We start from the raw sequence: 26,910 nt of genomic DNA, 5'->3' as shown, positions 1-26,910 counted from the left end.
TTCTCCTCCATTGGGTATGCTTTGCTTGTTTGGATTTGCCTCAGCCCTTCAGCGCACCGCTCATGGTGCCCTTGGTGAAGAACTTGAGGATCAGGGGATAGATGGCGAGGATCGGCACGATCGTGAGCAGGATCATGCCGGCCTTGAGCGCGCGGATATTGATCTGGCTGGCGCCCGAATAGCTGTCCGAGGCGTCTTTGCCGACGATCATCAGCTTGTCACCCTCGACCACGAACTGGCGCAGCACCACCTGCAGCGGCCACTTGGACTGGTCGTTGAGGTAGATCATCGCCCGGAAGAACTCGTTCCAGTGGAAGACGAAGTAGAAGAGCGTGATCGTCGCCAGTGCCGGCTTGGCCAGCGGCAGCACCACGGTCCAGAACACCTGGAACGGGTTGGCGCCATCGAGCTCGGACGCTTCGAGCAGCTCCTGCGGAATTTCCTCGAAGAAGCGGATGAGGATGATGAGATACCAGGCGTTGACCAGCTTGAAGAGGATCGGCGCCCAATAGGTGTCGAGCAGGCCCAGCCGCTTGTTGATGAAGTAATCCGGAATGATGCCGGGCTCGAAAACGATGGTCACCAGCACGAGGATGAAGAGGAACCGGCGGCCCGGCAGGTTGGGTCGCGACAGACCCCACGCCATGAGCGCGGTGAAGGCGACGCCGAGAACGGTCGAGGCGACGGTGATGAAGATCGAATTGATGACGCCGCGCTGCACCTGCGGATGCTGGATCAGGAGGCCCCAGACTTCGGGCGAAAAGCCGTGCGGCAGGATGGTGAGGCCATTCATGCCGGCGACATTGGCCGGGTCGGAGAACGAGATGGCGAGCAGGTTCAACAGCGGCTGGACGGTCATCACCACGAGGAACAGGAGCGTCGAAACGATGATCGCGTATTCGAGGCGCTCGAGCGGGGTCTTGCGGATCGGGGTCTCGGCCATCACCAGACTCCCTTCCCGGTCAGGCGCTTGGAGACGAAATGCGCGCCGATCAGCATCAGCATGCCGAGGATCGCCTTGAAGAGGCCGGCGGCCGTGGCCATCGAGTATTCCCCCGTGAGGAGGCCGATGCGGTAGACGTAGCTGTCGATGATATCGATCTGGCTGCGCACGGCGTCGTTGGAGAAGTTGATAACCTGGTTGAGGTCGGCGGACAGGAACATCCCGGCATTGAGGATAAAGATCGTCGCGATGGTCGGCACGATGCCCGGAATGGTGATGTCGCGGATCTTCTGCCAGCGGTTGGCGCCATCGATCTCGGCGGCGTCGTAGAGCTGCTGGTCGATGGCGATGATGGCGGCGAGATAGAGCAGGCTATCCCAGCCGGCCGAGCGCCAGATTTCCGAGAATACCAGCACCCAGCGGATCGAGCCGGTTTCGGTCATGAACGAGCGCGGCGTCATGCCGGCCATGCCCAGGATATTGTTGACCGCACCGTCGCTGGGCGAGAGCACGGCGATGAAGACGCCGGCGATGACGACCCAGGAGAGGAAGTGCGGCAGGTAGATCGCCGACTGGATAAACTTGCGCAGCGAGCCGCCGCGGACCTCGTTGAGCAACAGCGCCACGATGATCGGCACCGGGAAGACGAAGGCCAGCTTCATCCCCGAGATGATCAGCGTGTTGGTGAAGACCTGCCAGAAGATCGGCGAGGCGAAGAGCGTCTGGAAATGCTTGAGGCCCACCCAGATATTGGGCGGGATGATCCGCACCTGCTCGAAGGCGATTTTCGCTTCCCAGATCGGCAGATAGTGGAAGACCACGAAGAAGAGAAGGCCCGGCGCCATCATGACGTAATAGGGCCACCACTTGCGCAGGCCCTGCATGAAGACGCTGTTTTTTGCGGGAACGTTCCCAGCACGGGACGCAGTTTCCACTGCCTCGATGTTCTGGCCGATCGTCACTTTTCTGGTCACCTCCCTGCCGCGACCATCTTGCTTGGCGCGGTGGCCGTCAGATCGGCGAGTGAGCCTCGCTCTACCAGGCGGCACGGCATATAGACCCGGCCATGTTCAGGCCGGCCGGCAATTTCATCGAGCAGGCAATCGACGGCGCGCACGCCAATCTCCCGGCTCGGTTTTTCGATCGTGGTGAGACCCGGCCAGGCGAAAGCGCCGGCCGGAATGCCGTCGAAGCCGAGGATGGACACATCCTCCGGGCACGACAGACCCGCATCACGCACCGCCATCATCGCGCCCAGCGCCATGAGATCGTTGGCGGCGAAAACGGAAAGATGCCCCCTGCCCCGGCGGGCAAGCAACCGCTCCATCGCCGCCTTGCCGCCCTCGACGGTATATTCGGCATCCTCCATCGCCAGCACGGCCGGATCGATATCGCGCTCGACGCAGAAATCGTGGACGGTGCGCAGGAAACGCGCCCGCGCCAGACGCGAACGCGGGCCGAGGATGAAGGCCGGGCGCGTATGGCCCTTGCTGAAGAGGTGCTCCATGCCTAGGCGCACAGCCTGGGCGATATCCGAGCCGACGCTCGATGAATCCGAGAAGCGCTCGGCCGAGGAGCCGATGAAGACGAAGGGCAGGCCGAAGCGCGAGAGATCGTCGAAATTGTCGGCGACAGGATTGATGATCGCACCATCGACGCGCGCCTGCCGCAGGGCCCGCAGATGCCGCGCCTCCTTGCCGGCATCCCAATCGGACGAGAAGACAAGGAGCGAGATATTGTGCTCGGCTGCGCGATCCTGCGCGCCGCGGGCGACGCCGGCCCAGAACGGGTTGGTGATGTCGGGGATGACGATGCCGAGGAGGCCCGAGCGACCCGAACGCATGCCGACGGCCAGATGGTTACGCTCGTAGCCGGTGGCGGCAACGGCCTTCATCACGCGATCGCGGGCATCTTCAGAAATGCTGGAGGAACCGGCAAGCACGCGCGCCACGGTGCTCTTCGACACCCCGGCGTGCTCGGCGACGTCAATGATCGTCGGCCTGCGATTGCGGCTCTTATCCATCAACTCTTCCCATGACCGGCCTGGGACTATTGCCTAGCCTCTGCTCGATCTTCGTGGGAACGTTACCAAGGAGTCTCACGACACGTCAATCGATAAGATTCCGGTGGGATTTTGGCGGTTTAGCTGGGTTCGGGCCGGATTTGGGGGCGGCGGAGGCGAGGCGAATCCGAGATTGAGTCTACCCTCATCTTCGGCGCGGAGCTGCCGCTGCGCGCCTCCAGTTGCGCGAGATAGGTGCGGAGCAAAGCCGCGCGTTGCGGGCGGAAGCTCTGGCCGGTTTGCGCGAGGCGCGTGATGCGGTTGGGGGCGAACATGCGGAAATCCTGGCGCAGGCAGCACCAGGCGAGGATGGTCAGCGTGCGGTCGGCATAGACGATCGCCAGCGGGTAGATCGTGCGCTCGCTGGTGGCGCCGCTTTTGTCGACATAGTGAATGGCGAGAGCCTCTTCGCGCCAGCAGGCCTGGCGGATGAGGTCGAGCTCGGCAGCAGGCGCGAAGCGGGCGTCGGGGCGGTAGACGCGGGAAATGGCGTGAAAGAGCTGCTGCTCGCCATCGTCGGGCAGCGTGGCCGAGATCTTCGCGAGGACGGCAGCCGCCGCCTTGGCGAGGGCGGGATCGCCCATGTGGCGGACTTCGGCCAGGCCAAGCGCGATGGCCTCGATCTCGGTGCGGTCGAAAGTCTGGGGCGGCAGCGCATAGTCTTCGATGAGCCGATAGCCGTAGCCGCGCTCGCCTTCGATGCGGGCGCCGGCAGCGCGCAGGCTATCGATGTCGCGATAGAGCGAACGCAGGGAAACGCCCGTCTCCTCGGCGAGACGCGCAGCCGTGATCGGCACGGGCATTACGCGCATGGCCTGCAGCAGGCGAAAGAGACGATCGGAGCGGGGCATATCCAACTGACGGAAACTGGCAGTTGGACTGGCTTATAGCAGCGCCATCGACCCGAGACAAAGGAGAGCTCAGATGGCGATCAGGACGGTGACACACCTCAACTTCCGCGGCGACGCGCGGGCGGCGCTGGAATTCTATCGGCACGTGTTCGGCGGCGAGCTGGTGGCAATTTCGTATCGCGACGCGCATGCGGCGCTGGATGAAAGCGAGGCAGACCAGATCATGTGGGGCCAGGTCGCCTCCGCAAACGGGTTCTGCATCATGGCCTATGACGTGCCCTCGCGGCTGGCATGGAGCCCTGGCGAAATCCCGTTCTTCGTCTCGGTGCGAGGCGACAACGCGGAGGAGATTTCGGCCTATTGGGAGAAGCTCGCGGATGGCGCCGTGGTGGTCCAGCCGCTCGCACCCTCGGGTTGGGCGGCGCTCTACGGCATGATCCGCGACCGGTTCGGCGTGACCTGGGTGCTCGATGTCGAAAGCGCGCAGGCGCGGTAGGGTCCGTACTCAATCGCACCGGTAGATGAGGTTGCGATGGCCGCCCCACCCACCGGACTTCCCCGGACTTGATCCGGGGCCCATTGCCATTCTCCACTCGAGTGGAGCAATCCGTGGGCCCCGGCTCTGCGGTCGGGGAAATTCAGTGGTTGTGGCGCGGCAGACGGACAGCGCCTTCCGTTGGAATCTGTCGGATGGGAAGATAAGCGCTCTGGGGGGCGCCGGGACTTATTGAGTGCGGACCCTAGGCCCGGGTGTTGCGGCGCGCTCGCTGCGCGCCGCTTCCTCATTCGCGGTCCCTAAAAGTAATGGTCGCGATGGATGCCGTCATACTGACCCGACTTGAGGCAGCAATTCTTGAAACCGCCTCCGCGAACCGCAGGGGCACGGATCGTTGCGCCCGAGCTTTTCGAGCAGCTCGGTGTCGCCGTGAACGAACTGGCGCCCGGTCTTGACGTGGGTTTCTGACGGATAGGATTTGCGTCGTTTAGACGTGACCTCGAAAGCTCAGGTCCGTGAGGTGTTTGCGAGCCATGGTCGCCTCCTCTTGTGCTGGTTGCCGATTGCAACCCGGGCACGTGTAGAGGCGCCTGCGTAATGCGTCGAGGGGAGCGGGTGGTATTGGGCGGTGAGTGTGGCTTCGGGGCTTCAGGCACCCATCAACGCCGGGAAAGAAAAACCGGCCGCTTGCGGCCGGTTCTCGTGGTCACGCGCCCTGCGCGATCACGTCGTGGATGAGCTTGAGGACCCTTTCGGACTCGATGCCCACCGCCGCCAGCTGGCTCGGGAAACCGTCCCAGGGATTGGGCGGGAAGCCGCGGCCATCGGGCTTCTGGATGGTCTGGCCATCGGCAATGCCGCCGCAGACGACGCGGATGGCGCCGGACTGGGTGGTGAAGAGCTCGGGATTGGTGACATAGGCCGCCGCGCAGCTGTCGTGCACCATCATGCCATCGGCGACCACGGTCTCGTAGAAACCGAGATAATACTGGCTGACATCGACCACGAGCTGCGCGCGATTGCCGCCGGCTCTGCCGATATCGGCGAGCTGGGCGCGGGTCATGATGGTCTTGGCGGTGACGTCGAGCCCGATGAGCACGACCTTCCAGGGCGCGGTCATCACGGCATCCGCCGCTTCCGGATCGCCGTGGATATTGGCCTCGGCCACCGGCGTGACGTTGCCGTTGGCGGTGATGCCGCCGCCCATGATGACGACCTGCTTGACGAGGCCGGCGATCTCGGGCGCCTCACGCAGGGCGAGGGCGAGGTTCGTCATGCGGCCAACAGCGACCAGTTCGATCTCGCCCGGATGCGCCTTGATCGTATCGATGAGGAAACGATGGGCCGGACGCGGATCGAGCGGCAGGTCGATGACCTCGGGCATGGCGATATTGCCCAGGCCATTATCGCCATGAACGATGGTGGGCGGCTCGCGATCGACGCGGGCGGGATCGAGCGTGACGCCGGCGCCCTTGGCGACGGGCGCTGCGATATCCCAGGCCTGCTTGAGATAGAGCGCGTTGCGCGTCGTGGTTTCGATGCGCGCATTGCCGAAAACGGTGGTGATGCCCAGAAGTTCGATATCGGGGTGATGGTGCAGGTAGAGCAGCGCCATCGCGTCGTCGATACCCGGATCGGTATCGAAGATGACCTTATGCTTAGCCATTGAAATCCTCTGTGTTCGCAGGCGGAGGTTTTAGGCGAAGCCGGCGCTTGCGACTAGGGGGATCGCGGCAGGGCTGGCCTGCAAATGCCAGGCAAAACAAAAGGCGCCTTGCGGGCGCCTTCGTTCGGTCTTCGCTATTGCGAGGCTGCTGCTTAGAGCGCCGAGCCGCGAGCGATGGTCTTGATATCGGAGCGGGTGATGCCGAGGTCCTTGAGCTGACGGTTGTCGAGAGCGGAAAGCTCACGGACGGTCTGGCGATACTGGGCGAACTGAGCGAGTTTCTGGCGGATGTTCATTTGTCTAGGTCCTTCCTTGTACGGTGCATAAATGGGGCAAACCGGCGGGAAGGAGTAGGGGTCGGAATCGAAATGGAGCCATGCGGAAAGCGCATGTTGGGTTAACCGGGATTAGGTTTTTGTTAAGCATGCGTGGCGCTTGGACCTTCCCCCTCCCTAGCCCTCCCCACAAGGGGGAGGGTGGTGTCTTTGGTCAGATCGAGCAGCAAACCCCACCCTCCCCCTTGTGGGGAGGGCTAGGGAGGGGGTGAGCCACAGACACGGGGAATTGCCTAGTCCCGCTTGACCCTGCGGATGGCCCCGGCCTGCGGATTATACCCCCGCGCCGCGAGGACGAACGCAACCAGCGTGCAGCCCACGACCACCGCCAGCGAGATCCAGTTCATCTTGCCGTAGCCGGCGTAGCGAATGATTTCGACCGCGTGGGTAAAGGGGTTGATCATCGAGAGCCAGTAGACGAGGTCGGCTCCCGCTTCGCGCAGCTTCCAGAGCGGATAGAGCGCCGAGGACAGGAAGAACATCGGGAAGACCACGAAGTTCATCATGCCCGAGAAGTTCTCGATCTGGGGTGTATAGACCGAGACGAGAAGGCCGATCGAACCCAGCATCAGGCCGGTGAGGATGATGGAGGGAATGATGGTGAGGCTTCCCCAGCCGGGCAGCCAGTAGCCGAAGATGCGCGCGACGGCGAGGAAGGCGAAGACCTGCAGCATGGAGAGGATGGTCGCGCCGGCGATCTTGGCGAAGAGCAGGTAACTGCGCGGCAGCGGGCTGACGAGCATGACGCGCATCACGCCCGCCTCGCGGTCATAGACCATCGAGAGCGCCGACTGCATGCACTGGAAGAGGATGACGATGCCGATGAGCCCGGGAATGATGTATTCCTGATAGGGCGTGTAGGTCTCGTAGGGCTCGATGATCGAGACGCCCAGGAGGTCATGCAGGCCCGTCGCGAAGACGAGCAACCACAGGGCCGGCCGGATGAGCGCCGAAAGCAGGCGCTCGGTCTGCCGCAGGAACTTGGCGATCTCACGCCAGGTGATGGCGTAAAGGCCGAGCCAGAGACGATAAGGGCCGGTGGCCGCTGCTACTGACACTTATGCTCCGGTTCGTCGGTCCCCAGGGTATCCAGGGTGTTGGTCTGATGCAGGAAGCCATCGAGCGGCGCCATCTCGATGACGGCATTGGTCGTGGCGAGCACGATGGGCTGGCGCAGTTGACCATCCCAGGAGCGGAAGTTCAACTGCACGCCCTTGGAGCCGTCGATCTTGAAGCGGTTGCCGCGCATGTATTCGACGATCTTGGCCGGATCTTCCGAGCGCGCCTTGGCGTAGGCAGTGACGATGGCCTTGGCGGCGATCCAGGTCGACCAGTCCTGCCCGGTCATGTGCCGGCCATCGGCGAGATCGGCGAAGCGGGAGACCACCTGCGGAGCGCCGTAGCGTTCAAACGTCCAGTTCCACTCGCTCGACACCAGCCCCGTGGCGCCGACGACGAGGCGCGGCAACTGGGTGGCGTAAGGCAGGTAGCGGGCATATTCGCCCTGGTTGTCGGCGATGTAGACGACGTCGTAATCGACCCCGCCCGTGAGGAGCAGCGGATTGTTCTTCTCGCGATTGGCCGGATCGGCGGCGAGCGTGAACTCGCGCGTATCCACGATATTGAAGCGCTGCCGCTCGGCTGAGGCGCGGAAAGCGTCGGCCATAGCCTTGTCGCGATCGAGCGGGCCGACGAGGATCAGCACCTTGGTCCAGTTGCGGGTGCGCAGATACTGCACCATCGCATCGGCATCCATGCGATCCGAGGCGGCGGTGTGGAGGAGATTGGGATAGCAGCGGTTGCGCAGCAGGTCGTCGGGCGCCGTGGCGTTGACGAGCGTGACCGGCAGGTCCTTGGTCTGCGCGGCAACCTGGTCGAGGACGTCGCCGGGAAGATCGACGATGATGAAGTTCTCGCCGGCATCGGCCATGGCCTTGACCTTGGCGGCGAGCGTCGCCGCGTCGGCGCCGGTCTGCTCGTCGAGCGTGACCTTGAGGTCGACTGCATCGGTGACCATCTGCAGGTCCTCGATGCCCATGCGGGCGGCGACCACTGGATTGCCGCCGGGCGCGATCTCGAGGCGCGTATAGACGACGTCGGGCTGGTAGCGCGGATCGTTCTCGAGGCCGAGATAGCCGATGGTGACGTCGCGCGCCGAGGCAAAGCCGGTCAGCGATGCGCTGGCACAGACGGCGAGGAGGAGGCTGCGCGCCAGGCGTGGAAATGGCAAAGCCCCGGCCTGCGGGCCGGGGGCTCGTGAGATTTCTGCATGCGGCGCGGCGCCCCGGCTCGAAGCCGGGGACGCCAGGTGCCTGCGCAGTTCACGGAACTCAGTCATCGATAACCACCGTATGCGGCACGCGGCCGATGGGGAGCGACTTGACCGGCTTCATCGAAGCCGTATCCACGATCGTGATGTCATCGGAAAGGCCGTTGGCCACGATCGCCGTCATCTCGTCGCGCGAGAGGTCGACCGACCAGGCGCGCTTGCCCACGAGGATGTACTGGAGCACGTCATGGGTCTTGGCATCGACCACCGCCACATGGTTGGCGCGGCCCAGGCTGACATAGACCTTCGAGCCATCCTGCGTGATGGCCATGCCCACGGGCGTCACATCTTCCTCGCGGAAGCCGGGCGGCACGAAGATGAGGCTGTCGCCTTTGATCTCGAGCGTCTTGGTATCGATGATGTAGATCTCGCTCGAGAGCTCGCACGACACCCAGAGCTCGGACCCATCCGGCGTGAGGATGAAGCGACGCGGGCGCGTGCCGACGAGGATATTCTTGGTGACGGCGCCGGTCGCGGTATCGACCACGTGCACCATGTCGGCCACTTCCGAGGTGACGAACGCGGTCTTGCCGTCGGGGGTCACCAGCACGCCTTCCGGCTCCGCGCCGGTCGGCACGTCCTGCACGGAAATGCGCGATTCAACGTCGATCGCTTCGAGGCGCGAGTCCTCTTCGTTCGAGACGTAGATCAGCTTTTCATCGGGCGAGAAGGCGAAGACTTCCGGGCTCGGGCCGGTGGGGATGGAATCCACCACTTCGAGCTTTTCGACATCGATCACGTCGATCGCGTCATCGTCGCCGCAGGCCACGTAGAGCAGCGTGCGGTCGGCATTGAAGTGCATGTCGCGCGGGCGGCGCGAGGTCTTGATGCGCTTGATGACGTTGTAGTCCTTGTCCAGGACCACCACCTCGTTGCCCTTCTCGGTGGAAACGAAAATCTGCCCAGTATCCTTGGCCAGGGCTGGCGTACCAACCCCGGCTGCAAGGATCAGAGCGACGGCTGCAGAAAGCGCCAGTCTTTTCATTTGGCCTATGCCTTACTTGACGATGAACTTACCCTTGAGGCCCCTGGTTTCGTAGCCGGGCACCCAGAAATCGTACTCGCCCGGACGCACCGGAACGAACGAGATATTGAACGTGCCGCCATCGTCGAATTCAAGGCTGTAAAGACCACCGGCCTTCACCTCGAGATCGTTGACGACGATCTGGTTGATCCACGAATTGCGCACCAGCTCCGGGAACACCAGCGCCATTTCCTCGCCACCATCGCTGGTGATGTCGAGGCGGTAGTACTTGCCGGTTTCGAGCTGGTACTCGGTCTCCGAGAAGGCCAGCTTCTCGGTATCGATCTTGAGTTCGGGCAGGTTGGTGCCGTTGGCGGCCAGGTTACCCTCGGCAAATACGGGCGAAGCGAGCGCCAGGGTGGTGGCAGCAGCGATAGCCAAGGATTTTACGATAGGACCCATAGATATTTCCTTCCCCCAAAGACAGGCCAGTTCGGCCGCTAGAAGCTTTCTTGACAACACGGGGCAAGATACGATCGCGACCTAGTGGCGCAATGACGTGTCCGGCAATACTGAACATAGTCATGCCTAATAAGTCGCGATGCTAGCGCTTTGCGCCAAAAGGAAAAACGCGCACGGGTGAGGAACATGCACAAGCTTCTGACAACCCTGCTGGCGGGTGCCGCCCTGATGGCAGCCAGCGTTTCGGCGGGCTTCGCCCAGGAAGCCAACAAGATCGTAATCGGTGTCCAAGAAAGCGGCACGGTGGGCTGGGAACTGGCCGCCATGCAGAAGCTTGGCCTCGACAAGAAGAACAATCTCGAACTCGAGGTCCGCAACGTCGCCGACAGCAAGGCCGGGCAGATCGCCCTGCAATCGGGCGCCGTCGACGTGATCCTTTCGGATTTCGTCTGGGTGTCGCTCCAGCGCGCCCAGGGCAACATGGTCACCATGGTACCGCACTCGCTGGCCGTGGGCGGCCTGATGACCGCGCCCGACAGCGGCATCACCAAGGTCGAGGACCTCAAGGGCAAGACGCTGGCCGTCGCCGGCTCGCCCGTCGACAAGAGCTGGGTGATCCTGCAGGCCTATTACAACAGCAAGACCGGCGGGCACCTGGCCGACGACGTCTCGGCCAAGTACGGCGCCCCGCCGCTGGTCAATGAACTCCTGGCCAAGGGCGAGGCCCCGGCCGCGCTCAATAACTGGAACTGGAACGCCCGCGCCAAGGTGGACGGCAAGGTCGAGGTGATCTCGGTCGCCGACATGCTCAAGGACCTCGGCGTCTCCGAGCAGCCCCCGCTCCTCGGCTGGACCTTCACCGACCAGACCGGCACCGACAAGGCCGCCAGCATCAAGGCGTTCCTGGATGCTTCCTTCGACACCAAAGCGGCTTTGCTGACGGACGACGCCGTGTGGAACGACATCCGCGATCTTACCGGCGCCAAGGACAATGACGCGCTCTTCGAGCAGATCAAGAACGATTACCGCGCCGGCATCGTGCAGCATTACGATCCGAGCAAGATGCAGGCGGCCGAACAATCGTTCGAGCTGATGGCCAAGTTCGGCGGCAAGGACGTGGTCGGCGACCAGACCAAGCTGTCGGACGGCACTTTCTGGAAGGGATACAGCAAATAAGCGAAGAGCCGCGCGGACGGCTGCCGGCCCCGAACCGGCCCGGCCGCCACACCCGGGACTTCGCCCTCGAAGCATTGTCGCTGCCCCTGCTGCTGGTGATCTGGCAGGTGCTTTCGATGGTGTTTCCGAACCGCCTGTTCCCGTCGCCCATCGATGTGGCCGGGCACCTCTGGGTGCTGGCCACCACCGGCAAGCTCCTGCCCGACCTCGGCAAGACGCTGACCCGGGCGGCTATTGCCTTCTTCATCGCCATGGCCGCGGGCATTGCCATCGGCATCGCCTTCGGCCGCGTGCGCTGGCTCGACCGGCTGTTCTCCACCTGGGTGGTGGTCGGGCTGAACCTGCCGGCCATCGTGGTCGCCATCGTGCTCTATATCTGGCTCGGCCTCACCGAGGTGGCGCTGATCCTGGCGGTCATCATCAACAAGACCCCGCTGGTCATCACCACGATCCGCGAAGGCGTGAACAGCTTCTCGCGCGACTATGACGAGCTGGCGAGCGCCTTCCGCATGCCCTTCTGGCGGCGGCTGCGGCTGATCTTCATCCCGCAATTGATGCCCTTCGTGCTGGCCGCCGCCCGCACCGGCCTCAGCCTCGTCTGGAAGATCGTGCTGGTCTTCGAGGTGCTGGGCAGCGATGGCGGGGTAGGCTACCGCGTCTCGGTGTTCTTCCAGTTCTTCGACATCACGGGCATCCTTGCCTATACCGTTGCGTTCATCCTCGTGGTGCTCGCCCTCGAATACGGCGTCATGCGCCCCCTCGAAAGAAGCGTGCTGAAGTGGCGGATGGACCGGAACTGAAGATCGACATTGCCGAAAAGCGTTTCCCGGTGCTGCCGGCGCCGCTCTATGTCGATCTCGATATCGACGTACCGGGCGGCCAGGTGCTGGCGCTTGTCGGCCCCTCGGGCATCGGCAAATCCAGCCTGCTGCGGCTCGTCGCCGGCATCGATACTGACTATGTCGGCACCATCACCATCGGCGGTGTATCGGCCGAGGCCGCCCCGCCGCCCGGCTTCGTCTTCCAGGATTCCCGCCTCCTGCCCTGGCTCACGGCCATCGACAACATCACCGCCGTCAACCCCGCGATCACCCGCCCTCAAGGCGAGGCTATGCTAGAGCGCGTCGGGTTGCAGGGCTTTGCCGACGCCTACCCGCACCAGCTCTCGGGCGGCATGCAGCGGCGCGTGGCGCTGGCACGCGCCTTTTCGGTCAATTCGCGCCTGCTGCTGCTGGATGAACCTTTCGTTTCGCTCGATCGCCACCTGGTGGCAGGCCTGCAGAAGGTGCTGCTCGGGCTGATGGCAAGCGAGCGCCCCACCGCCATCCTCGTCACCCACCTGCCCGAGGACGCGGCGCTCCTCGCCGATCGCGCCATCGTGCTCGACGGGCGACCTGCGCGCGTGGTAGCCGATATCGCGTTCGAAAGCCGCCGCGGCGAGCGCGACCCGCAGGAATTGCTGCGCCTGACGCAGCTGCTTTCGACCTATTCGGAGGAAAAGGCACTGTGAGCACGCCGGTTCTGGTTTTCGACAAGGTGCGCAAATCCTATGGCAGCACCGAAGCGCTCAAGGGCATCAGCTTCGATATCGCGCCTTCCGAGGTCGTGGGCCTGCTCGGGCCCAACGGCGCCGGCAAATCCACCCTTTTCCAGATCGCCGCCGGCCTCTTCGCGCCCGATGACGGCACGGTGGATGTCTTCGGGCTCGACTACAAGCAGCACGCCTCCGAGATCCTGGCGCGGCTCGGCGTCGTGTTCCAGTCGCGCTCGCTCGACCTCGACATGACGGTCAACGCCAACCTCAAGTTCCACGGCCAGCTCTTCGGCCTCTCCGGCAAGCTGCTCGAAACCCGCATTTCGGAAGTGACCGAACTGCTCGAAGTGGCAGACCTGCGCAAGCGCCCGGTCCGCACGCTCTCGGGCGGCAACCAGCGCCGCGTCGAAATCGCCCGCGCGCTGCTCAACAAACCCGACCTGCTGCTGATGGACGAACCCTCCGTCGGCCTCGACGCCACGACCCGCCGCAAGCTCGTCGACCACATGCAGGTGGTCCGCGAACAACAGGGTACGTCGATCCTCTGGGCCACGCACCTGGTGGAAGAAGTCGACCGCGCCGACAGGATCGTGTTCATCGCCCAGGGCGAGGTAACGCATATGGGCAGCCCCGCCCAGATCATCGAAACCAGCGGCGCGGCGACCTTGACGGACGCGTATGTGGCGCTGACCGGTGGCGCTGACGCACACGTGGAGCCGGCAGCGTAGGCTGTCCGTCTCTCTCACCCCTCCACGAACTTCCCCGGGCGCAGACCCCGGGCCCACGGCTATCTCCACTCGCGTGGAGGGGGTGCAATAGGCCCCGGATCAAGTCCGGGGAAGTACGGTGGTTGGGTTAGGTTTGGTGGTTACGGCCGAGGTACGATCGTGCCCCCACTTCTCTTCTCCCCTTGAGGGAGAAGGTGGCGGCGAAGCTGTCGGATGAGGGGTCTGCGATGCTAGCCAGAACCCCTCACCTGCCCTTCGGCACCGCGTCCCCCGAGAGGAGTGGGCGAGATGAGGCCATCGGCTGCATTCGCCCAACGCTGTCCTTTGCATTGAAATACCTCCCCCACCACGGCACTTCCCCGGGCGAAGACCCGGGGAAGTGCCGTGGTGTGGGAGAGAGTTGTCCTGAGAGACCTGGAGTCAGATCACGCCGTAGCTCCTTCTCCCCCTTGAGGGAGAGGGTGGCGGCGAAGCCCTCGGATGAGGGGTCAGCGATGCCGGCCAGAACCCCTCACCCGCCCTTCGGGCACCCTCTCCCTCAAGGGGAGAGGGCAACGTGGCGCGATCCAACCCAACATTGCTTCCGACTATGCTCGTCTTTGGCACCCGCCTGCCCCATCCGCACTAAGCTCCCTGCCAGTCCGATGCCTGGGAGGAGCATCCGATGCGTTTGGCCTGGACTGTCGTGTTGCTGGCACTGCTTCCGGTTTCCGCGTTTGCCGGGCCGGTGGAGGACCTCATCTCGGGCGTGCGCAAGGAATGCCGCGGCTGCGACCTGACGGGGGCGCGGTTCAAGAAGACCGATCTCACGGGCGTCGATTTCACCGGCGCCACGCTCACCGACGCCGTGTTCCATCGAGCCGTCCTCAAGGGCGCGGTCTTCGCGGGGGTGACGGCGGAGGCGGCCAATTTCAACCTCGCCGATCTTTCGGGCGCCGACATGAGCAATGCCAGGCTCGCCGGCTCGCTCTTCTACGGGGCCAACCTGTCGGCGGCCAACCTCGCCGGGGCCGACCTGACGGGCGCCAAGTTGCAGCGGGCCCGGCTGACCGGGGCCAAGCTCACCGATGCCGTGCTCGACATGGCGGTGGCGCGTGAGGCACGGCTCAACAATGCCGATGTGAGCGGAGCCTCGATGCTCGCCACCAACCTCAACGGCGCTAGTCTCGGCCGTACCGTCTTCGATGGCGCCACGCTCGACAATGCCGGACTCGTCAAGGCCGACGCACCGCGGACCTCGTTCAAGGGCGCCAAGATCCGGCTGACCGATTTCATGAATGCCGACATGCGCGGCGCCGTCTTCGCCGACGCCGTGATCGAGGACAGCCGCTTTACCAGCGCCAAGGTGGATTCAGGCGCCTTCGCCGGAGCCACCATGGCCCGCAATTTCATGCAGGATGGCGGCTTCCGGCAGTAGGCGGGCCGCTATTTGAGGCCCACGCAGTTCTTGGCGCCAGGCTTGAAGAATTCCTCGCACTCCGCCAGCGTCACCGGCCCCTTGCCCTTGAAGTGATCTTCGATGAAGGCCACGACATTGTTGATGTCGACCTCGCGGAAAGTGCGGCCCTTATGCGGCGCCTCGCCTTCCTTGAAATCCGCCAGCACCTGGCCGAAGCAGGCTTCCGGCTTCTTGTAGGCGTCAGAGCCGTGGTAGGGCATGTCGGTGCCCGGCAGGCCGCAGCGCACGACATTGCGCAGGGTTTCGGTATCGAGCGTGGTGGCGCGCAGGTCCGCCGCCTTGCCCGGCGAGCGCGGATCGCTGCCCACGCCATTGCCGCCCCAGCCATGGCACTGCGTGCAACGGCCGACATCGGTATAGACGCGCTTGCCGCGCACCGGATCGCCGCCGAGTTCGGCCGTCTTGGCGGCATCGGCTGCCCCCTGGGCAGCACTGGCGGGCTTGGGCGTATTGGCAGGAACGGCAAGCGCGGCCGGAACCGCCAGGCCGATGGCCAGGATGGCTGCTGCCACGGCACCGGTCAGAAATCGGGTTGTCAGAAGTGGCATTGATTTTCCTCAGGATGACGCCGGAGCCGTCCGTCGTTTCACGGAAACGCCAGACGGCCTCCGGCTCTTGCGTGTTCTCGGACGCAGGCTGCCGGATGGCGCGAAACCATCCGGCAGCCCTTTGTCGAGCCGATCAGAGCGAGAAGACGTAGAGGATCGACTGGGTCTGGTTGTTGGCGAACTCGTCATGCCCGAACGGAGCCCCGCCCGAACCGCCGAGAATGCCGATATATTGCTTGCCGTTGACGGCGAAGCTCATCGGCGGTGCCTTGAAGCCCGTACCCAGGTTGACGCTCCACTTCTCGTCCATGGTCTTGGCATCGAACGCCACGACATTGCCGTCCATCTCGGCCGTGAAGACGAGATCGGGCGTGGCGAGCACGCCGGCATCGTTCGGCAGCGGGCGCATGGCCTTGGCGGTCTGCTTGCCGGTCGCGACGTCGAAGCCGAACACCGAGCCCTTCTGGATGCCGTTGGCCGTGTAGTTGCCGCCCAGGAACACCTGGCCCGGCGTCACGTTGGCCGGGTCGTTCCCCTCCGTGCTCATGTCCGAGCAACCCTCGATGCCGGCGCCATAAGCGATGCCGAGTTCGGGGTTGTAGGCCGTGGGCCAGAAGTTGACGCCGCCCTGGATGTTGGGGCAGTTGCCGACCTGCCGGCCATCACGGCGCGGAGCCTGGCCGACCTTGTATTCCTGCAGGCTCTTGCTGGAATCGTAGCCGAGCGGCAGGCCGGTCTTGGGATCGATACCGTCCGTCCAGGTCAGCTTGTCGACATATTGGGTGGCGTTGATGAAGGCACCATTGGTGCGATCGAGGGTATAGAAGAAGCCGTTGCGGCCGAAATGGGCCAGCACCTTGCGGTCTTCGCCATTGACCTTGGTATCGACCAGAAGCTGGATACCGACTTCGTCATAGTCCATGTAATCGCCCGGCGTGTACTGATGGTACCACTTGAGCTTGCCGGTATCGAAATCGAGCGCGACGCTCGAGTTCGAATAGAGGTTGTCGCCCGGACGATATTCGGGGTCGAACATCGGCACCGGGTTACCCGTACCCCAATAGACCGTGTTGCTGCCCGGGTCATAGGAGCCGGTCACCCACACGGCGGCGCCGCCGGTCTTCCAGCAGTCCGGATTGCCGGCTTCCTCGCACTTCCAGGTTTCCGAGCCCGGCTCGCCCGGCTCCGGAACGGTGTAGAAGCGCCAGACTTCATCGCCCGTCTTGGCATCGAGCGCCGCGATCCAGCCGCGGGTTGCCCAGTCGCCGAAGGACTGGCCGACCAGGATCTTGTCCTTGACCGCCAGCGGGGCATTCGAGAAGCCTTCGCCAGGCTCGGACGCGACCTGGTTTTCCCAGGCGACATCGCCGGTTTCGTCATCGCACGCGACGACGCGACCATCGCCGAGCGTGGTGACGACCAGGTTGTTCCACAGGGCCAGCCCGCGATTAGCGAGAATGGCGCTGGTCGACGGGTCCTTGTCGATGCCGGTGTCGCAGATCCAGACGATCTTGCCCGATTTGCCCGAGGTCACGTCGATCTTGTAGGGCGTACCCCAGGGGTCGGAGACATAGAGAAAGCCATCCTTGGCGAGCGGCGTTCCTTCCATCGCGCCCGGCCCGCCGGCGCCCGGCTCGAGGCCGCCCAGCGAAACCGCATAGGCGAGCTTGAGATTGGCGACGTTGGATGCGTTGATTTCCTTGAGAGGCGAGAAACGGTTGGCGTCATAGGTGCGGTGCACCATCAGCCAATTGCCGGCTTCCGCCTCGGTAGCTGCATTCAAGAGGCGTTCAGGCGTCGCCTCTTCAGCAAAAGCAGGGCCGTTCAGCGTCGCAAGGGCGAGCGCCGACAGCCCTGTATACAGGGCTAGCTTCGAAAACATGAGTCCTCCCTCAACAGTGAGTATGCCTCTCCTCAAAGGCACGGGAGGCATGTGAGCATCGGACCAGATTCAATATGCCAATATTCGAAATAGGCATTGACTTTGACGCTTGCGCATCGTCCGCCAAAGAAAAACGGGCGCGCAGACGACCTGCGAGCCCGCTGATAATCTTGGTTTTCTAGCCTGTTAGCGGAAACCGCCCGGCGTGCGCGTGCGGCGCCAGTCCCAGGGATTTTCAAATTTCACGCCGTCGCGCCACAGACCCACCTTGGCGGCCTCTGCTTCCTTCTGGATGGCGGAATAGTCTTCGCCCTGGTCGGTGAGCGCCAGCGCATAGCCCTGCTTGACCAGCTCGGCGGCAATGTCGGTGTCCCCGATCTTGCAGACGCCATAGCGGCGCCCGAACGGGTCCGGCTTGCCGTCCTGGAGCGTGCAGGTGACCTCGCCGGTCTTGAGGATATCGTCGAGCACGCGCGTGGCGGCCTCGTAGCACCCCCATTTCTTGGTATCGATGAGGCAGAACTGGCTGCGTTCGGGCGCATCGACCGCCCAGAGGATCACGCGTTGCTTGCCGACCATGATGATGTCGGCGTCGACCCGCGTAGCCGGGCCGCTGACGGTGTCGGCAGCCTCTGCCGGCACGGCGACGAGCGTGGCGGCGGCCAGAGCCAAGGCCGCCAGAAGATTGGTCTTAGTTACGCTGGACATTCGATCCTCCAATAACGCTCTTCATGCCGGCCTTTGGCCAAGTGGTCTAGAACCCTCGGGACCAGACCGAGGCCAGATCCGTGAAAATTGCCGCCCTCACTCTCATTGCGCTGCTCCTCCCCATGCCGGCTTATGCCGGGCCGGTCGAGGACCTGCTGAGCGGAGCGCGCAAGGAATGCCGCGGCTGCGATCTCACCAATGCCCGCTTCAAGAAGGCAGATCTTTCCGGCGTCGATTTCACCGGCGCCAACCTTACTGGCGCCACCTTCCACCGCGCCACCCTCAAGGGCGCAATCTTCGATGGCGCGACGGCGACCAATGCCAATTTCAACCTGACAGACCTGTCGGGCGCCAGCTTCAAGGACGCCAGGGTCAACGGCGCGCTCTTCTACGGTGCGCAGCTTTCCGCCACCAAATGGGACAAGGCCGACCTCACCAAGGCCCGCATGCAGGAAACGCGGCTCACCGGCGCCAGCTTCGTCGATGCAACGCTCGACAATGCGGTGATGCGCAATGCCCGCCTCAACAACGCCAACCTCACGGGCGCCGAGATGATCGGCACCAACCTCATAGGCGCCAGCGTCGGCAAGAGCGTGTTCGATGGCACCAGCATGGACAATGCCAGCCTCGCCAAGGCCAAGGCCGCCGATACCAGCTTCAAGGCCGCGCACATAAAGGCGACCGACTTCTACGGTGCCGACCTGCGCAACGCCAATTTCGCCGCGGCCGACGTGACCGACAGCCGGTTCACCCTGGCCAAGGTCAGCGGTGTCTCCTGGGCGGATACCACCCTCGCCCGCAACTTCATGCAGGACGGTCGCTACCAGCCCTGAGCCGCGCTCAGCGCGCGCTGCCGGTAGAGGGTGCATAAGGCTTCTCGACCACTTCGAAGCGGGTGCGGCTTTCGAAATAGCCGCGATTGATCTGCTGGGTCTCGCGATTGAGCGCTTCCTGGCCCTTCTTGCGCAGGAACGTCGCTTCCATGCGGAAATCCTGGCTGCCTTCGGGATTGGTGCCCGTGCAGATCTCGTGGGTGAATTCCTTGCCGACCGGGTTCTCGCCGGCCGCAGGCGGAATATCCTTGCAAACCGGCTGCCAGGCCTTGTAGCGGCCCTTGAGATTTTTCGCGAGCGTCACCGCCAGCCGCCGGTCGCGCAACTCAGCCCGGTCGTCGGTGATGATGCGGATGCCGCGCACGACGCCCTGCTCATCGACGAGCGCCGACTGCACGATCGGATGGGCGTAGATAGTCGTGCCGCCCTGCTGCACGCGATACTCGCTGTCGAGCGCCTTGGCGATGTAGTCGAGCTCATCGTCATTGGCGAAATAGATTTCGCGCAGGCCCGAAGGCTCGGCCTGGCACTTGGTGTATTCAGCGAAGGTCTTGAGCTGCGTCGAGGGCGGCCCGCCATTGGTGCCGCAGGAAATATCCACGACTTCCATTTCCGGGATATCGGTGACGGGCGCGCCCAGCTTGACGTCCCAGATGGTAAAGGCCGGCACGAGACCGGCCTGGACATCCTCGGCATTGGGCTTGATCTGAGCCAAAGCCGGCGTGCTGAGCACACCGGCGACCAGCAATGTGGCCAGCCATTTGGCGCGGTCGGCCATAGCCCCTGCCCTCGGCCTTACTTCATGCCGATGCAGAAGCCGGCACCCGGCTGGAAGGCTTCCTCGCAATCGGCGAGCGTGGCCTTGCCGTAGCCCTTGAGCTTGGCTTCGATATAGGCAACGACGTTGACGATGTCGGCTTCCTTGAAGGTGTGGCCCTTGCGCGGCGCACCGGCCTCATCGAAGTCGGCCATCACCTGGCCATTGCAGAGCTCCGGCTTCTTGTAGGCCTGGGAGTCGTGGTAGGGCATCGGGGTGCCCGGAATGCCGCAGCGGACCACCGAGATCAGGGCTTCGGCGTCCATGCTGGTATCGCGCAGCAGCGCCGCAGCGCCTTCCGAGCGGGAATTCTTGCCGGTGCCGTTGCCGTCCCAGCCGTGGCAGGAAATGCAGAGCCCGATCTTCTGGAAGACGCGTTTGCCGCGCTCGAGATCGGCATTGGCCAGAAGGCCTTTCGGATCATCGCCAACCGGAATGCCGTTGGCATCTCGCTCCAGCGAGCTTTCGGAATGGGGGCCGTTGGAAACGGCTTCGGTCTTTTTGGGCGGCTGGGCGGCGCTGGCAATGGCAGGAACGCAGACGAGGACCGCGGCCGCCAGCACGAGACGGATGGAATGGGACAGGCGCATAAGGGTTCCTTTAATGGCAGAATCTGCCGGGCAGGAAACTGCCCGGCAGACTTGATTATGTGAGGGCCTTAGAGGCTGAACACGTACAGCATGTTGGCAGCCTGCTTGCTCTCCAGTTCAGGATGACCAAACGAGGCGATACCCACGGCGCCACCGGCGACGGCGATGTACTGCTTGCCGTTGACCGTATAGGCGATGGCCGGAGCTTCGAATGCCGTACCCAGGTTGATCGAGTACTTTTCCTCGAGCGACTTGGAGTCGTAGGCGGCGAAGGTACCGTCAAGCTGACCGGTCCAGACCAGGCCCGGGGTCAGGAGGACACCGGCATAGTTCGGGAACGGCGTGTTGATCTTGGCAACCTGCTTGCCCGTGGCGACGTCGAACGCGAAGACCGAACCGGTCTGGACGCCGTTGGCTGCAGCTGCACCACCAGAGAAGATGCCACCCGGGTGCACGTCTTCAGGGGCGACTGTCTTGGTCGACACGTCCGAGCAGCCTTCGATGCCGGCGCCATAGGCAATGCCCGTGGTCGGATCGTAGGCGGTCGGGAAGAAGTTCACGCCGCCCTGGATGTTCGGGCAGGCTTCGGCCGTGGCGCCATCGCGACGCGGAGCGCCGTTAGCGTAGACCTGGAGCGACTTGGACGGATCGTATTCGACCGGCAGGCCGGTCTTGGGGTCGATGCCCTTCGTCCAGGTCAGCTTGTCGACATACTGGGTGGCGTTGATGAACGAGCCGTTCGTGCGGTCGAGCGTATAGAACATGCCGTTACGGCCGAAGTGCGCCAGAACCTTGCGGTCTTCGCCATTGACCTTGGTATTCATGAGAAGCTGAACGCCAACTTCGTCATAGTCCATGTAATCGCCAGGCGTGTACTGGTGGTACCACTTGAGCTTGCCGGTATCGAAATCGAGCGCGATCGACGAGTTCGAGTAGAGATTGTCGCCCGGGCGGTACTCCGGATCGTACATCGGAACCGGGTTACCCGTGCCCCAGAAGACCGTGTTGGAATCCGGATCATAGGAACCCGTCACCCAGGCAGCAGCGCCGCCGGTCTTCCAGCAGTCCGGATTGCCGGCTTCTTCGCACTTCCAGGTTTCCGAACCGGGCTCGCCGGGCTCCGGAACCGTGTAGAAGCGCCAGACTTCGTCGCCCGTCTTGGCATCGAGCGCCGCGATCCAGCCGCGGGTTGCCCAGTCGCCGAAGGACTGGCCGACCAGGATCTTGTCCTTGACCGCCAGCGGGGCATTCGAGAAGCCTTCGCCCGGCTCGGATGCGATCTGCTGGTCCCAGACCACGTCACCGGTCTCGTCATCGCAGGCGATCACGCGGCCATCGTTGAGGACGGCAATGACGTTCGAGCCCGAGAGCGCCAGGCCACGGCTGGCGAGCAACAGCGGGCTGGAGGCGTCCTTGTCGATGCCGGTATCGCACATCCACACGATCTTGCCGGCCTTGCCTGACGAAACGTCGATCTTGTACGGCGTACCCCAGGGGTCGGTGATGTAGAGGAAACCGTCCTTGGCCAACGGCGTGGCTTCCATGCCACCGACGCCGAAGGAGGAAGGCTCGGTGCCCCCGAGCGGAACGGCGAAGGCCAGCTTGAGGCCGCCAACGTTTTCCGCAGTGATTTCCTTGAGCGGCGAATACCGGTTCGAATCGTAAGAACGATGAACCGACAGCCAGTTGCCCGCGTCCGCTTCGGAATTGCTGTTCAGCAGACGCTCGGCGGTCACGTCGTCGGCGGCAACGACGCCGCCGACGAGCGCCACCAAGGCGACCGCCGCGATGCCCGTACGCAGGGCTACCCGATTGGTCATTAGCTCCCCCCTTATCTAGGTGTAAGACTTTTTTGGGTCAGCCTATGTACACCCAGACGCGGCTCAATTCGCCAATATTTCTCATAAGACTTTCCTCTGAAGTCCTATGGCTTGGGGAGCAGGAAAACGGCCCGCCGGATCAACCGGCGAGCGAGAGACCTTCGATGTAGTTCGGTGCCATTTCGCGGTTGTAGTCGGTCTGGCAGAACTCGACGAGCGCCCGGTAGATCGAGGCGTAGGACGGGAGCGTCAGGAGGTGCTTGGGCATGGCCAGCACCACCGTCCGGCTCAGGTTTTCCAGCGGGAATATCTGGATGCGTTCACGCACGCTCGGCGGCAGGTTCGGCAGCAGCGAGAGCGGGCAATGCGTCGTCGCCAGGCCTTCGGCCACGATGTCGACGGCCGCCGCATAGGTCGTTGCCGCATAGGTCGGCGTGGCGGCGGGGAGCGTGTAGCGATACCATTCGTCGGTGCGCGGGCGCAGGGCGATGTTGGCGTCGATTTCCACGAAGCTCTTGAGCGGGCCCTTGACGTCAGACGGCTTGCCCTTGGAGAGCACGCGCTTGATATCGGCCAGCGGCACTTCCACCGGCACGATCCAGGCGATCTGGTCCTGGAAGAGCTCCGTAACCGCGAACGAGCCGCGGTCGTCGGCGATCGATTCCGAATTGACGATGGCGCAGTTGAGCTGGTGCAGGCGGAGCTGCTCCACGAGCTCGGCACTCGTCAGCGCGAACTTGAGCTCGAACTTGACGAAACCGGCTTCCTGGCTGGCGATGCGCGCCGCGGCGGCGGTAAAACGCCCCCGCAATGTCGGGGTTACCCCGATCTTGAGCGTCACCGAATTGTCGACGAACCTCTGGCGGTGCTCGTTGACCATGTTGTCGAGCCGGCGAAGCATTTCGTCGCCGGTCTTGAACCAGTATTCCCCGGCCGGCGTCAGGTTGATGACACCGGTGCGGTTGCGCTGAATCAGCTGGGTATCAAGCTTCTCCTCAAGCTTGGCCAGCTGCTGGCTGATCGATGGTTGGGACAGTCCGATACGTCGTGAAGCCTTGGTGATCGAGCCCGCAACGACCACGGCCTGAAAGATCTGAAGTTGCTTTAAAGTGATATCCATTTGGGCCGCCATCCTCCTCAAGCGAACCAAGTGAGCACAATATTTTACATCGGGGAATGTAATAAAAGGTCGCATGCCGAACCGGTGATCGAGGCGTGATCACAAGCCGGTCCGGAGGGTCCGCAAAGGAAAAGGACGGGCGGTGCCCGTCCTCCATAAAAGCTCGGTGTGCGCCGAACTGGTGCTTACTCGGCCTTGAAGTCAGGCGAGAACGTCTGGACGTAGGCCACGACGTTGGCGATGTCGTCATCCTTGGGCAGGCCAGGGAAGCTCATCTTGGTGCCCTTCACGAAGTCACGCGGCTTCTTGAGGAATTCCGAAAGGGTCTCCGGGGTCCAGACCAGACCGCCATTGCCCGCATCGATCATGGCCTGCGAGAAGGCGTAACCTTCCACCGCGCCGGCCTTTTCGCCCAGGATGCCGTTCAGCGCCGGGCCGACCTTGTTGGTCGCGCCTTCGCCGATGGCATGGCAGCCAGCGCACTTCTTGAATACCTTTTCGCCGGCGGCCGGGTCACCCGCAGCCATGGCGCCGGTGGTGCACAGAGCGAGTGCAGCCGCCGCGATGATAGCAATCTTCTTCATAGGATCAGTCCTCTCCAAACTCAGGCGAGCGTTCCGCCAACCATTGGGTCCACTTCCTTTATCACCGGAGTACAACGTACAGGTGCGACAGAAGGTCCCTACCCCGCGCGACCCGCAATATCGCACCAATAGCGGGCGGCGTGGAGAGGCTTTCGGCACGCAGATTGCATATTTTGCAATTGCTTGGCGGCAGAAAGGTGGAGAGGAAACGGCTGGAGCACGCGCCAGGCAGCGATACGAAGAGATTGCCGGGCGCGCTTCGTATCGGAGCTACCGAGAATCGCGCACGCTCCACCACGAAGCAGCGCGACTCAGCTGCCGGAGGGACTTCGCGGCAGCTAAACGCCCCACCTCCGCTCCGACGGGATGCAGCTGTCCTCCGATCCCGCCCTAGGAAGCGAGAACCAGCTTCTGCAGCGTCTGGAGGAAACTCATGACCTCCTGGCGCATCGCCTTAAGGTCGAGCACCGAAAACTGCGCGAGCGTCCAATCTTCTGAAAGCTCGGCCCGCAACGCGTCGCAGCGCCGGCGCTGCTCGGCATCCAGTGGCAGCTCCGCCGCCCGATCGAGCAATTGCAGCAGCTCATGCACCTGCCGCATCCGCGAAAACGCCTCGAACATCGCCCCATCATGGCGCGGTGTCTCGAACAACGCCGTCGCGCGCTGTCCCGCGCCCAGGCAATCGAACTGCACGCAGCCGCGAAAGCCGGTCTCTTCCAGACGCGAGTGGATGCGGCAGCGGTGTTCGTCATCGAGATTTCGACACACCTCCCCTGCCGGCTTGTCGAAGGCGAAGAAGGCCGACCGGTCGAAAGCGAGCGCAACGCAGCAGAGCCCGACGCATTTGCTGCAATCAGGGGTTAGTAGCGCTTGGGTTTTGGGGCTTTGCGTCATGAGAATGGACCGCATAAAGCACAAAAGCCCTCAGTTTTGGCTGAGGGCTTTTGTGTATCGATTATCGTTTTGAGATTTAGGTGTTTTTGGCAGACCTGGCGGCGACCTACTCTCCCAAGCCTTGAGACTTAGTACCATTGGCGCTGCAGTGTTTAACGGTCGAGTTCGGGATGGGATCGGGTTCTGGGCACTGCGCAATGGCCACCAGATCGGCGAAAAACACCTAAAGTGAAGTCTGGTTATGATTTTGATTTGTGTAACGCGGTTTGCGTTACGGGCATTGATTAATGAGAACGATCAAGCCGATCGAGCTATTAGTACCGGTAAGCTTCACACATTGCTGCGCTTCCACACCCGGCCTATCAACGTGGTGGTCTTCCACGGCTCTGATAGGGAATACTCGTTTTGAGGGAGGCTTCCTGCTTAGATGCATTCAGCAGTTATCCCGTCCGCACATAGCTACCCTGCAATGCGGCTGGCGCCACAACAGGTCCACCAGAGGTGCGTCCATCCCGGTCCTCCTCGTACTAGGGACAGCTCCTCTCAATATTCCAACACCCACGGCAGATAGGGACCGAACTGTCTCACGACGTTCTGAACCCAGCTCACGTACCACTTTAAATGGCGAACAGCCATACCCTTGGGACCTGCTCCAGCCCCAGGATGTGATGAGCCGACATCGAGGTGCCAAACAATGCCGTCGCTATGGACGCTTGGGCATTATCAGCCTGTTATCCCCAGAGTACCTTTTATTCGTTGAGCGATGGCCCTTCCACACGGGACCACCGGATCACTATGACCGACTTTCGTCTCTGCTCGACTTGTCAGTCTCGCAGTCAGGCAGGCTTATGCCATTGCACTCGTCGAACGATTTCCGACCGTTCTGAGCCTACCATCGCGCGCCTCCGTTACTCTTTGGGAGGCGACCGCCCCAGTCAAACTACCCACCATACGCGGTCCCGGACACTGTAAATGCCGCGGTTAGACATTCATGACGATAAGGGTGGTATCTCATCTTGCGGCTCCACAATGACTGGCGTCACTGCTTCAAAGCCTACCACCTATCCTGCACATGCCGACACGAATGCCAGCGTAAAGCTATAGTAAAGGTTCATGGGGTCTTTCCGTCTGACCGCAGGAACCCCGCATCTTCACGGGGAATTCAATTTCGCTGAGTCTATGCTGGAGACAGTGGGGAAGTCGTTACGCCATTCGTGCAGGTCGGAACTTACCCGACAAGGAATTTCGCTACCTTAGGACCGTTATAGTTACGGCCGCCGTTTACCGGGGCTTCATTTCAGAGCTTGCACCCCTCCATTTAACCTTCCGGCACCGGGCAGGCGTCAGACCCTATACGTCGTTTTGCAACTTCGCAGAGCCCTGTGTTTTTGATAAACAGTCGCTACCCCCTCTTTTGTGACACCTCTACCTGGTTGCCCAGATAAAGGTCACGCTTATCCCGAAGTTACGCGTGCAATTTGCCGAGTTCCTTCAGCATAGTTCTCTCAAGCGCCTTGGTATGCTCTACCAGTCCACCTGTGTCGGTTTCGGGTACGGTCTATGTTGGTGGAGCTATTTCCTGGAACCGGCTCACTGCAATCCCAATCCGATAAGGGATTACAGACCCGCGCGATCCGTCACTACCACCAGGCCCACGAATATTAACGTGGTTCCCATCGTCTACGCGTTTCCGCCTCGACTTAGGGGCCGGCTAACCCTGCGCTGATTAGCATTGCGCAGGAACCCTTGGACTTTCGGCGAGAGTGTCTCTCACACTCTTTATCGCTACTCATGTCATCATTCGCACTTCCGATACCTCCAGGACCCCTCACAGGTATCCCTTCGCAGGCTTACGGAACGCTCCGCTACCGCTTACACATAAGTGTAAACCCTGAGCTTCGGTGCATGGTTTAAGACCCGTTACATCTTCGCCGCAGGAACGCTTGACCAGTGAGCTGTTACGCTATCTTTAAAGGATGGCTGCTTCTAAGCCAACCTCCTGGTTGTCTAAGCATTCCCACATGCTTTCCCACTTAACCATGACTTGGGGACCTTAGCTGCAGGTCAGGGTTGTTTCCCTCTTGACGATGGACGTTAGCACCCACCGTC

27 protein-coding genes and 2 rRNA genes (1 of these 29 only partly in view) are annotated in these 26,910 nt (G+C 62.7%); 7 read left to right on the top strand and 22 right to left on the bottom strand.

The annotated features are described in order from the left end of the window. Positions 1–40: 40 nt before the first annotated feature. The 4 genes from JNE37_RS13330 to JNE37_RS13315 all read right to left on the bottom strand — a co-directional run bounded on the left by JNE37_RS13330 (position 41) and on the right by JNE37_RS13315 (position 3,856). Positions 41–943, bottom strand: coding sequence for a carbohydrate ABC transporter permease (locus tag JNE37_RS13330; RefSeq protein WP_203063238.1), 903 nt, complete (start codon positions 941–943; stop codon positions 41–43). Continuing rightward, positions 943–1,905: an ABC transporter permease gene (locus tag JNE37_RS13325; protein ID WP_246513255.1), complete on the bottom strand. Its 963-nt coding sequence runs from the start codon at positions 1,903–1,905 to the stop codon at positions 943–945. Before JNE37_RS13325 ends, JNE37_RS13330 begins: the two co-directional genes overlap by 1 nt. 8 nt (positions 1,906–1,913) lie before the next feature. Next, positions 1,914–2,966, bottom strand: coding sequence for a LacI family DNA-binding transcriptional regulator (locus JNE37_RS13320; RefSeq protein WP_035031208.1), 1,053 nt, complete (start codon positions 2,964–2,966; stop codon positions 1,914–1,916). A gap of 119 nt (positions 2,967–3,085) precedes the next feature. After that, complete coding sequence (locus tag JNE37_RS13315) at positions 3,086–3,856, bottom strand: helix-turn-helix transcriptional regulator (protein ID WP_203063236.1); 771 nt, start codon at positions 3,854–3,856, stop codon at positions 3,086–3,088. A gap of 73 nt (positions 3,857–3,929) precedes the next feature. Between JNE37_RS13315 and JNE37_RS13310 the strand changes: the two genes are divergently transcribed. After that, positions 3,930–4,352 (top strand): VOC family protein, encoded by a 423-nt coding sequence (locus JNE37_RS13310; protein WP_203063234.1) that lies wholly within the window; start codon positions 3,930–3,932, stop codon positions 4,350–4,352. A 327-nt stretch (positions 4,353–4,679) separates the two neighbouring features. Here JNE37_RS13310 and JNE37_RS22645 read toward each other — a convergent pair whose 3' ends face one another. The 7 genes from JNE37_RS22645 to JNE37_RS13275 form a co-directional block, all read right to left on the bottom strand. Beyond that, complete coding sequence (locus tag JNE37_RS22645; RefSeq protein ID WP_246513673.1) at positions 4,680–4,769, bottom strand: SEC-C metal-binding domain-containing protein; 90 nt, start codon at positions 4,767–4,769, stop codon at positions 4,680–4,682. Between the two features lie 289 nt (positions 4,770–5,058). Continuing rightward, a complete protein-coding gene (locus JNE37_RS13300) occupies positions 5,059–6,018 on the bottom strand; it encodes a nucleoside hydrolase (RefSeq protein WP_203063232.1) in 960 nt (319 codons plus the stop codon). Positions 6,019–6,170: 152 nt separating this feature from the next. Further along, positions 6,171–6,314, bottom strand: coding sequence for a DUF1127 domain-containing protein (locus JNE37_RS13295; RefSeq protein ID WP_081840456.1), 144 nt, complete (start codon positions 6,312–6,314; stop codon positions 6,171–6,173). Positions 6,315–6,586: 272 nt separating this feature from the next. After that, positions 6,587–7,411, bottom strand: coding sequence for an ABC transporter permease (locus tag JNE37_RS13290; protein ID WP_035031219.1), 825 nt, complete (start codon positions 7,409–7,411; stop codon positions 6,587–6,589). Next, complete coding sequence (locus JNE37_RS13285) at positions 7,402–8,691, bottom strand: ABC transporter substrate-binding protein (protein ID WP_203063230.1); 1,290 nt, start codon at positions 8,689–8,691, stop codon at positions 7,402–7,404. Before JNE37_RS13285 ends, JNE37_RS13290 begins: the two co-directional genes overlap by 10 nt. Next, on the bottom strand, positions 8,684–9,667 hold the full coding sequence (locus JNE37_RS13280) for a PQQ-dependent catabolism-associated beta-propeller protein (protein WP_203063228.1): 984 nt from the start codon (positions 9,665–9,667) through the stop codon (positions 8,684–8,686). Before JNE37_RS13280 ends, JNE37_RS13285 begins: the two co-directional genes overlap by 8 nt. A 12-nt stretch (positions 9,668–9,679) precedes the next feature. After that, a complete protein-coding gene (locus tag JNE37_RS13275; protein ID WP_035091888.1) occupies positions 9,680–10,108 on the bottom strand; it encodes a cupredoxin domain-containing protein in 429 nt (142 codons plus the stop codon). Positions 10,109–10,294: 186 nt separating this feature from the next. Between JNE37_RS13275 and JNE37_RS13270 the strand changes: the two genes are divergently transcribed. The 5 genes from JNE37_RS13270 to JNE37_RS13250 all read left to right on the top strand — a co-directional run bounded on the left by JNE37_RS13270 (position 10,295) and on the right by JNE37_RS13250 (position 14,963). Continuing rightward, positions 10,295–11,284: an ABC transporter substrate-binding protein gene (locus JNE37_RS13270; RefSeq protein WP_035031227.1), complete on the top strand. Its 990-nt coding sequence runs from the start codon at positions 10,295–10,297 to the stop codon at positions 11,282–11,284. A 74-nt stretch (positions 11,285–11,358) separates the two neighbouring features. After that, positions 11,359–12,084, top strand: coding sequence for an ABC transporter permease (locus JNE37_RS13265; protein ID WP_246513253.1), 726 nt, complete (start codon positions 11,359–11,361; stop codon positions 12,082–12,084). Continuing rightward, positions 12,063–12,794 carry an ABC transporter ATP-binding protein gene (locus JNE37_RS13260; protein WP_203063226.1) on the top strand — a complete coding sequence of 244 codons (732 nt, stop codon included), beginning with the start codon at positions 12,063–12,065 and terminating at the stop codon, positions 12,792–12,794. Before JNE37_RS13265 ends, JNE37_RS13260 begins: the two co-directional genes overlap by 22 nt. Further along, positions 12,791–13,546: an ABC transporter ATP-binding protein gene (locus JNE37_RS13255; protein WP_203063222.1), complete on the top strand. Its 756-nt coding sequence runs from the start codon at positions 12,791–12,793 to the stop codon at positions 13,544–13,546. Before JNE37_RS13260 ends, JNE37_RS13255 begins: the two co-directional genes overlap by 4 nt. 664 nt (positions 13,547–14,210) lie before the next feature. After that, entirely contained in the window at positions 14,211–14,963 is a 753-nt protein-coding gene (locus JNE37_RS13250; RefSeq protein ID WP_081899648.1) for a pentapeptide repeat-containing protein, read from the top strand. 8 nt (positions 14,964–14,971) lie between these two features. Here the strand turns inward: JNE37_RS13250 and JNE37_RS13245 are convergent, their stop codons facing one another. The 3 genes from JNE37_RS13245 to JNE37_RS13235 all read right to left on the bottom strand — a co-directional run bounded on the left by JNE37_RS13245 (position 14,972) and on the right by JNE37_RS13235 (position 18,143). Continuing rightward, complete coding sequence (locus tag JNE37_RS13245; RefSeq protein ID WP_081899649.1) at positions 14,972–15,553, bottom strand: c-type cytochrome; 582 nt, start codon at positions 15,551–15,553, stop codon at positions 14,972–14,974. Between the two features lie 133 nt (positions 15,554–15,686). Further along, entirely contained in the window at positions 15,687–17,435 is a 1,749-nt protein-coding gene (locus tag JNE37_RS13240) for a pyrroloquinoline quinone-dependent dehydrogenase (protein ID WP_052015117.1), read from the bottom strand. 186 nt (positions 17,436–17,621) lie between these two features. Continuing rightward, complete coding sequence (locus tag JNE37_RS13235; RefSeq protein WP_203063215.1) at positions 17,622–18,143, bottom strand: thermonuclease family protein; 522 nt, start codon at positions 18,141–18,143, stop codon at positions 17,622–17,624. A gap of 80 nt (positions 18,144–18,223) precedes the next feature. On the opposite strand from JNE37_RS13235, the gene JNE37_RS13230 reads away from it, so the two are divergent. Further along, on the top strand, positions 18,224–18,976 hold the full coding sequence (locus JNE37_RS13230) for a pentapeptide repeat-containing protein (protein ID WP_203063212.1): 753 nt from the start codon (positions 18,224–18,226) through the stop codon (positions 18,974–18,976). A gap of 7 nt (positions 18,977–18,983) precedes the next feature. Here JNE37_RS13230 and JNE37_RS13225 read toward each other — a convergent pair whose 3' ends face one another. The 8 genes from JNE37_RS13225 to JNE37_RS13190 form a co-directional block, all read right to left on the bottom strand. Further along, positions 18,984–19,754, bottom strand: coding sequence for a hypothetical protein (locus JNE37_RS13225; protein WP_203063210.1), 771 nt, complete (start codon positions 19,752–19,754; stop codon positions 18,984–18,986). A 17-nt stretch (positions 19,755–19,771) separates the two neighbouring features. Further along, positions 19,772–20,383 (bottom strand): c-type cytochrome, encoded by a 612-nt coding sequence (locus JNE37_RS13220; RefSeq protein WP_052152287.1) that lies wholly within the window; start codon positions 20,381–20,383, stop codon positions 19,772–19,774. Positions 20,384–20,451: 68 nt separating this feature from the next. Continuing rightward, on the bottom strand, positions 20,452–22,203 hold the full coding sequence (locus JNE37_RS13215; RefSeq protein ID WP_203063209.1) for a pyrroloquinoline quinone-dependent dehydrogenase: 1,752 nt from the start codon (positions 22,201–22,203) through the stop codon (positions 20,452–20,454). A 139-nt stretch (positions 22,204–22,342) separates the two neighbouring features. Continuing rightward, positions 22,343–23,323, bottom strand: a complete 981-nt coding sequence (locus JNE37_RS13210; RefSeq protein WP_035031253.1) for a LysR family transcriptional regulator — start codon at positions 23,321–23,323, stop codon at positions 22,343–22,345. Between the two features lie 185 nt (positions 23,324–23,508). Then, the gene (locus JNE37_RS13205) at positions 23,509–23,907 is read right to left on the bottom strand and encodes a c-type cytochrome (RefSeq protein ID WP_035031256.1); all 399 of its coding nucleotides are present in this window, start codon (positions 23,905–23,907) and stop codon (positions 23,509–23,511) included. A 390-nt stretch (positions 23,908–24,297) separates the two neighbouring features. Next, on the bottom strand, positions 24,298–24,816 hold the full coding sequence (locus JNE37_RS13200; RefSeq protein WP_203063207.1) for a hypothetical protein: 519 nt from the start codon (positions 24,814–24,816) through the stop codon (positions 24,298–24,300). Positions 24,817–24,894: 78 nt separating this feature from the next. After that, positions 24,895–25,010 (bottom strand): 5S ribosomal RNA (gene rrf / locus JNE37_RS13195). An 84-nt stretch (positions 25,011–25,094) separates the two neighbouring features. Beyond that, positions 25,095–26,910 (bottom strand): 23S ribosomal RNA (locus tag JNE37_RS13190) (it continues 910 nt past the right edge of the window).

It is taken from the genome of Paradevosia shaoguanensis, assembly GCF_016801025.1.
Lineage (GTDB): Bacteria > Pseudomonadota > Alphaproteobacteria > Rhizobiales > Devosiaceae > Paradevosia > Paradevosia shaoguanensis.
Note: the sequence above shows the minus strand (reverse complement) of the source record. Positions and strands in the feature narration are given on the sequence as shown.